The following is a 6,337-nucleotide window of genomic DNA, read 5'->3' on the forward strand; positions in this document are numbered from 1 at the left end:
CCTTTGGCGGCCTACAGTTCCTGGCCCATCGCCTCGCGGGCGAGAATGCGGATCACGGGGCGGGCGTCTTCGGCGCTCATGCCCGTTTTCAGTCTTGGATCATACAGCATCTGCAGCAGTTTTTCGTCAAAGCTGGTCAGCAGCGCAAATTCGTCATCGTCGTTGAAAATCGAGGGCCGCGCCCGCGGGCTGTCGTTGCGAAGGCCCAGACCTTGCGCCACTTCCTCATGCACGCAGCTTTTGCGTACCAGGTCCGGGTGCTCGGCCCGGATCAGCGCCACTCCGCGGGTGTAGGACAGCGGATTGCTCTGCGGCCCGCCTGCCACCACCAGGCAGTAGAAACTGCGCGGCGGCGCGGCCAGCAGCGACAGGTCCTTGGCGCTGATCGCGGGCAGCAGTTCGCGCACGCGCTCGGCCACAAAGGCGCTGTCGTCGAGGCTGGCAAAGATCACGTGGAAATTGCCGCGCGCGGCCACGGTGCCGATCGGGTGGCCGGTGATCCGGGCCAGCCGGGCGGCGTAGGCGTTCAGCGTCTCGGTGTCCGCAGCCCGCCGGGCCGCGGGCACCGAGGGGCCGAACTCTGCCGCGATCCGCACCGGGCCTTCCCAGCGGCCCAATCCGCCGGATATGCCGGAGCCGCCGTATTCATCATAAAACGCCAGCGCTTCGAAGCTCTCCGCCAGATCTTCGGCATCATAAGGCGTGTCCGGTCCGCCGCCGTCGGTTCGCAGCAGGCCGCGGGTCAGCAGGTCGCGCTGCAAGGCGTTGTAGTAGTAGGCCAGCTGTGCGCTGTCGGCGGAGGGTTTGTAGACTGCAGGTTCCGGCACGGCAGGGCGGGGCTGCGGCACCAGCGATTCCGGCTGGTCAAACGGCAGGCATGCCGCCAGGGCAGCCAGCCCGGCCAGTGCCGCTCCGCCTTTCCAAACCGCGTTATGCGCCCGCACGCCTGCCACCGGTTTCAGTTCGGCACCGCGGTGCCCGCGGTGTCGCCAGTCCCGTCGCGGCGGGACTTGGCGGCAGCCAGCGTGTCGCGCAGCTCGGCCTCCATCTTTTGCAGTTCGGCCTCTGCGGCGGCGCGTCTGGCCTTGCCCTCATCGGCGATGCGCAGGCTGTCCTGAATGGTGCCGATCAGATCCGCATTGGCCTGTTTCACGGCCTCAATGTCAAAGACGCCGCGCTCCATCTCCTGGCGGATCATCTCGTTCGACTGGCGCAGGTTGGCGGCGTTGGAGGTCAAGAGCTCATTGGTCAGGTCATTGGCGTCGCGCACCGCGGCGGCCGCCTGGGCGGAGCGCTGGATGGTCAGTGCCTGCGCCAGCTGGGTTTCCCACAGCGGCACGGTGTTGACCAGGGTGGAGTTGATCTTGGTCACCAGCGACTTGTCGTTCTCCTGCACCAGCCGGATCGACGGCAGCGACTGCATGGTGACCTGGCGGGTGAGCTTGAGATCATGCACCCGGCGTTCCAGATCATCACGGGCTGCGCGCAGATCGCGCAGCTCCTGCGCCTTCATGACCTGATCGTTTTCGGCGGCAGCCTGCACCTCGGCTTCCTTGGCCGGGATGTCCTCGCCGTCCAGCTGCGCCAGCTTGGCCTCGCCTGCCGCGATATACAGCGCCAGCTCGTCGTAGAAGTTCAGCGTCTTCTCATACAGCAGGTCGAGCGACTTGATGTCTTTCAGCAGCTGATGCTCATGGCCCAGCAGGTCATCGGTGATCCTGTCGATCTGCTCCTGCACCGTCTCATAGCGCGCGGTGAATTTGGCAAAGGGGGCGGCCCTGCCCAAAAGACGCTCCCACAAGGTCGGCTTGCGGCGGATGTCCAGTTCGGAGACCGAGAAGCCGCGGATGGTGGTCACGATATTGCGCAAGCTGTCGCCTGCAGGCCCCACGTCCTTATTGCGAACATCCGAGAGCATCGCCTGGCTGATTGTCTGCAGCTCGGCCTGTGCGGCAGAGCCGAAATGGATGATCGAATTGGTGTCCGCCATGTCGAGCTGGTCCATGCGCACCCGGATCGCCTCGCTGGTGGGGGCATCGGCCTGCTCAAGCGGCTGCACCTCCGCCACAGGTTCCGGCAGTTCGATGGCCGTGACCTCTTTTACCAGTGTTTCGGCCTGGGCGGCTTTCTGTTGGACAGCTTCCGACATGAACGGCTTCCTCGCTAATCAGTTGCGGTCCAGATGGACCCCTTCACGCTGCAAACGGTCGCGCAGCACATCAATCTCAATCGTCAGGTCCGTGCGGTCTTCCACCAGCATCTTGCGGGTGCGCGCGGCAAAGTTCTGTTCCAGATCATCCAGCAGCGCCAAATAACCCTCGCGCGCCTGCGCGTCCTGGCTGCGGGCGTAAATGTCGGCAAATTTCACCGTCGCGTCACGGGCGCCCTGCAGATAAACGGTCAGGTACTTCCGCGCCGCAGTCAGGTCGCGCGGGTCTTCCTCAACCGTGCGGAACAATTCGCGGGCAACAGATTGGAACTGTTCCACCCGTGCCTCCACCCGGCGGTCGCGGGCGCGCAGGGCGGCGTCCTTCATGGCGGCAAGGCTTTGCTCGGCCTCATCCACTGCGCGGGCCACCCTGGACTGCTGAAAGGTGTCGGCGCCTGCCACACCCTTGTCCCGCAGCGGGTCGATGCCAAAGGCGGTGATATGCAAACCCGTTGCCGCGGCGCCGTAAATGGCGGCAATCAGTATGCCGGGTTCGGCCTTCCACGCAGCCAGCGCCGCGCCGCCGCCGGCCAGCAGTGCTGCCAAGATCTTGCGGGGCAGGGCGGGCCTGCGGGCCACCTTGCGGGCGGTATAGGCGGCCTCAGCCTGCAGCCCCTCGCGCAGCAGGAAGGCGCCGCTGGTCCACAGGCCTGCGCCAAGCAGCCCCAGCGCCAGCCCGGTGGCGCCGTCGTTCAGCGACAGCAGGGCCAGGAGTGCGGGCGGCACAAAGAGCACGTTGGCGCGCACCCCGACCGGGTCCACCTGGGCATTGCGGTAAGACTGCTGCGGAGCAGGGCCTTCCGGCCCGGGTTTGCTGCCGGGGCTGTGTTTGCCGCCGTAACGCTGTGCCATCCGCTCAGCCCCCCACAATCCAGCCAGTGCTGAGGCCGAACATCAGGATCAATAGGGCGACATAGGCGATTTTCTGCACGCAAGCTCCCCCAGGAACGGCCAGCGAAGATTAACTGATTGGAAATCTAGGGGATAGCTGGCGCTGTTGCTAGGGGGAAGTCCGCGGTAAATGGCTCAGCGGCGGGGATTCTTGCCGGCGGGGCGTTTACCGCCGCCGCGCTGTTCCGGCCGGGCGCCGCGGGAGGGCGGGGCTTTGCCTGCGGGCCTGCCCGCTTTGCCAGGCGCCTGCGACGCCTGTTTCCCGCCTGGTTTGCCTGCGGGCTTGCCCATCGGCTTTCCTGCCGGCTTGCCGCCGCGCGCGCGGGTGGGGCGGGCGGCCGGTTTTTCCTCTTCCGGCTCCAACCCCAACTGGTCGCGCACCACGCGGGCGCGCAGTTCCTCGACCTCGCCCGGTTTCAGGTTGCCCAGCTGGAACGGCCCGTAAGACACCCGCAGCAGCCGGTTCACGCTGAAGCCGATATCCTCCATCGCACGCCGGATCTCGCGGTTCTTGCCTTCGCGCAGGCCCACGGTCAGCCAGGCGTTTGCGCCCTGCTGGCGGTCCAGCGAGACCGTCATCGGCTGGAACCTCTCGCCCTCGATCATCAGGCCCTTGCGCAGAGGGGCGAAATCCTCGTCCTTGGGGCGGCCGTTGATCCGCACCCGGTAGCGGCGCAGCCAGCCGGTGGCGGGCAGCTCCAGCTTGCGCTTGATGCCGCCGTCGTTTGTCAGCAGCAAAAGCCCCTCGGAGTTGAGGTCGAGGCGGCCGACCGTCATCACCCGCGGCATGTCCTCCGGCAGCTCGTCAAAGATCGTCTTGCGGCCTTTTTCGTCGCTGTTCGAGGTCACCAGCCCGATGGGTTTGTAATACAGCCACATCCGCGGCGCTTCGGCCTCCGGCAAGGGCTGGCCGTCAACGCTGATCCGGTCTGCCGCGGTCACGTTCAGCGCCGGGCTGTCGATCTTCTTGCCGTTCACCGATACGCGGCCCTCGGCGATCATGCGCTCGGCTTCGCGGCGCGAGGCGATGCCTGCGCGCGACAGGACCTTGGCGATGCGGTCGCCCTCGGGCGCGGCGCCTTCAGGTTTGGCAGGGGCCTTGCGGGGCTGTGATTTCGGGGCCGGTTTGCCCTTGGGGGATGCGGGTGTTTTGCTCATGCCAGTGCCATAGAGCATTCCGCCGCCTTGCGAAAGCGGGCAATCGCGGGCAGGAAGGGGCATGGCATTCAAATCGCATATGGATAAGGCGCTGGACCAGGCGCGGGCGGCGGCAGGGCGGGGCGAGGTGCCGGTGGGCGCCGTTCTGATTGCGCCGGACGGACAGGTGGCGGCGCTGGCGGGCAACCGCACCCGCGAGCTGCACGATCCCACTGCCCATGCCGAGATCCTGACCATCCGCGAGGCCTGCGCCGCCTTGGGCAGCGAGCGGCTCACGGGCTACGACCTTTATGTCACGCTGGAGCCCTGCGCCATGTGCGCCGCCGCCATCGCCGCCGCCCGCATCCGCCGGGTTTACTATGGCGCCTCCGACCCCAAGTCCGGCGGCGTGGCGCATGGCGCCCGTGTGTTCTCCCACCCGCAGGCGCATCACGCGCCAGAGGTTTATGAAGGGATTGCCGAAGGCGAGGCCAGCGCGCTGCTCAAGGGTTTCTTCGCTGGAAAGCGCTGAGCGGATGCCGGTGGTTTTACACCGGGATTCGAATGGTTGCGGAATTAGGACATTTGCCCTAAGAAGGATGTAGGTCAATTGTCCTAGGGGTTTGGATGACGCAGGAAACAACCAAAGACCGGATTGCGGAAGCAGCTGATCAGCTGTTCTATGAGCGCGGGTTCGAGGCCACGTCATTTGCGGACATTGCCGCTGCTGTCGGCATCTCCCGCGGCAATTTCTACTACCATTTCAAGACCAAGGACGAGATCCTTGACGCCGTGATCACACGCCGCATGGCCAGCACACGCGCTATGCTGAGCGACTGGCAAACGGCGTCCGCCAGCCCGCTGGACCGGATAGCCTGCTTTATCCGCATCCTGACCGCCAACCAGGCCAAGATCACCCTCTACGGCTGCCCGGTTGGCACGCTGGTGGCGGAACTTGGCAAGCTGGACCATGCGGCGCAGGATCAGGCCGCTGCCCTTTTCACGCTGTTCCGCGATTGGCTGCGCCGCCAGTTTGAGGAGCTGGGTTGCGGCGAAGGGGCGGACGCCCTGGCCATGCACCTGCTGGCCCGCAGCCAGGGGGCGGCGACACTGGCACAGGCGTTTGGCGACGCGGATTTCATCAGCCGTGAAGTGGCGCTGATGCAGGACTGGCTCCGGGATCAGATGCCAACGGATCACCCCGCATAACACTCATCACAGGAGACACGCATGTATTTCATTTTGCTTTCGTTTGCGGCGCAGAAGGACCGTCTGGCCGAATTTCTGGAGGGCCACAAGGCCTGGCTTCAGCAGGGGTTTGAGGACGGGGTTTTTCTTGCCGCCGGGTCGATGACCGACGGCGAGGGCGGCGCAATCCTGGCTGTGGGAGAAAGCGAGGAGGCGCTGGCCGGCCGCGTCGCGCAGGACCCCTTTGTGACCGGCGGCGTCGTTGAGCCCGAAATCATTGGCGTCGCGCCGACCATGATGGATCCCCGGCTTGATTTTCTGCGGGCAGGGGAATGAGCAGTTTGTTCACCGCCGCCGACGGTTTGCCCCGCTGCGGCTGGAGCGCCTCGGCGCCGGACTTTCTGCGCTACCACGACGAGGAATGGGGCTATCCGGTGGGCGACGACATCCGCCTGTTCGAGAAAGTCTGCCTGGAAAGCTTCCAGTCCGGCCTCAGCTGGCGCACCATTCTGGACAAGCGCGAGAACTTCCGCGCGGCCTTTGCCGGGTTCGATTACAACGAGGTGGCCAAGTTCGGCGCGGCGGACGTGGAGCGGCTCTTGCAGGACAAGGGCATCATCCGCCACCGCGGCAAGATCGAGGCGGTGATCAACAACGCCGCCTGCGCCCGGGAACTGGTGGCGGAGACGGGTTCGCTGGCCGCGTTTTTCTGGAGTTTTGAGCCGAAGCCGGAAGACCTGCCGGAACCGCAGACCGCCTCCACCAGCCCGGAGTCCGTTGCGCTGTCCAAGGCGCTGAAAAAACGCGGCTGGAAATTTGTCGGCCCCACCACGGCGTTCGCTTTCATGCAAGCAATGGGGCTGATCAACGATCACGCCCGCGGCTGCATCTGCCGCGAGAAGGCCGCCACCG

At 65.7% G+C, this 6,337-nt stretch carries 8 protein-coding genes; 4 read left to right on the forward strand and 4 right to left on the reverse strand.

The features are described 5' to 3' along the window. Window positions 1-11: 11 nt before the first annotated feature. From ACTRWG_RS15565 to ACTRWG_RS15580, 4 genes are all read right to left on the reverse strand, one after another. Window positions 12-905, reverse strand: coding sequence for a DUF2927 domain-containing protein (locus tag ACTRWG_RS15565; RefSeq protein ID WP_084299665.1), 894 nt, complete (start codon window positions 903-905; stop codon window positions 12-14). A gap of 53 nt (window positions 906-958) precedes the next feature. Further along, window positions 959-2,149 carry a toxic anion resistance protein gene (locus ACTRWG_RS15570; RefSeq protein ID WP_462829561.1) on the reverse strand — a complete coding sequence of 397 codons (1,191 nt, stop codon included), beginning with the start codon at window positions 2,147-2,149 and terminating at the stop codon, window positions 959-961. Between the two features lie 18 nt (window positions 2,150-2,167). Beyond that, window positions 2,168-3,061, reverse strand: a complete 894-nt coding sequence (locus ACTRWG_RS15575; RefSeq protein ID WP_462829562.1) for a 5-bromo-4-chloroindolyl phosphate hydrolysis family protein — start codon at window positions 3,059-3,061, stop codon at window positions 2,168-2,170. A gap of 174 nt (window positions 3,062-3,235) precedes the next feature. Continuing rightward, a complete protein-coding gene (locus ACTRWG_RS15580) occupies window positions 3,236-4,258 on the reverse strand; it encodes a pseudouridine synthase (RefSeq protein WP_462829563.1) in 1,023 nt (340 codons plus the stop codon). 61 nt (window positions 4,259-4,319) lie between these two features. On the opposite strand from ACTRWG_RS15580, the gene ACTRWG_RS15585 reads away from it, so the two are divergent. From ACTRWG_RS15585 to ACTRWG_RS15600, 4 genes are all read left to right on the forward strand, one after another. Then, window positions 4,320-4,769 (forward strand): nucleoside deaminase, encoded by a 450-nt coding sequence (locus ACTRWG_RS15585; RefSeq protein ID WP_462829564.1) that lies wholly within the window; start codon window positions 4,320-4,322, stop codon window positions 4,767-4,769. A gap of 95 nt (window positions 4,770-4,864) precedes the next feature. Continuing rightward, the gene (locus tag ACTRWG_RS15590) at window positions 4,865-5,446 is read left to right on the forward strand and encodes a TetR/AcrR family transcriptional regulator (protein WP_462829565.1); all 582 of its coding nucleotides are present in this window, start codon (window positions 4,865-4,867) and stop codon (window positions 5,444-5,446) included. 21 nt (window positions 5,447-5,467) lie between these two features. Beyond that, window positions 5,468-5,761 carry a YciI family protein gene (locus ACTRWG_RS15595; protein ID WP_027238204.1) on the forward strand — a complete coding sequence of 98 codons (294 nt, stop codon included), beginning with the start codon at window positions 5,468-5,470 and terminating at the stop codon, window positions 5,759-5,761. Beyond that, a partial coding sequence (locus tag ACTRWG_RS15600) for a DNA-3-methyladenine glycosylase I (RefSeq protein ID WP_462829566.1) occupies window positions 5,758-6,337 on the forward strand: 580 nt, incomplete at its 3' end. The genes ACTRWG_RS15595 and ACTRWG_RS15600, both read left to right, overlap by 4 nt.

The organism is Leisingera sp. G5_S3_59_S7 (genome assembly GCF_054968485.1).

Bases quoted from the DNA above. Each gene is read 5' to 3' on its own strand.
- ACTRWG_RS15570 (WP_462829561.1), bottom strand. From the start codon at position 2,149: ATGTCGGAAGCTGTCCAACAGAAAGCCGCCCAGGCCGAAACACTGGTA.
- ACTRWG_RS15585 (WP_462829564.1), top strand. From the start codon at position 4,320: ATGGCATTCAAATCGCATATGGATAAGGCGCTGGACCAGGCGCGGGCG.
- ACTRWG_RS15595 (WP_027238204.1), top strand. From the start codon at position 5,468: ATGTATTTCATTTTGCTTTCGTTTGCGGCGCAGAAGGACCGTCTGGCC.
- ACTRWG_RS15580 (WP_462829563.1), bottom strand. From the start codon at position 4,258: ATGAGCAAAACACCCGCATCCCCCAAGGGCAAACCGGCCCCGAAATCA.
- ACTRWG_RS15575 (WP_462829562.1), bottom strand. From the start codon at position 3,061: ATGGCACAGCGTTACGGCGGCAAACACAGCCCCGGCAGCAAACCCGGG.
- ACTRWG_RS15590 (WP_462829565.1), top strand. From the start codon at position 4,865: ATGACGCAGGAAACAACCAAAGACCGGATTGCGGAAGCAGCTGATCAG.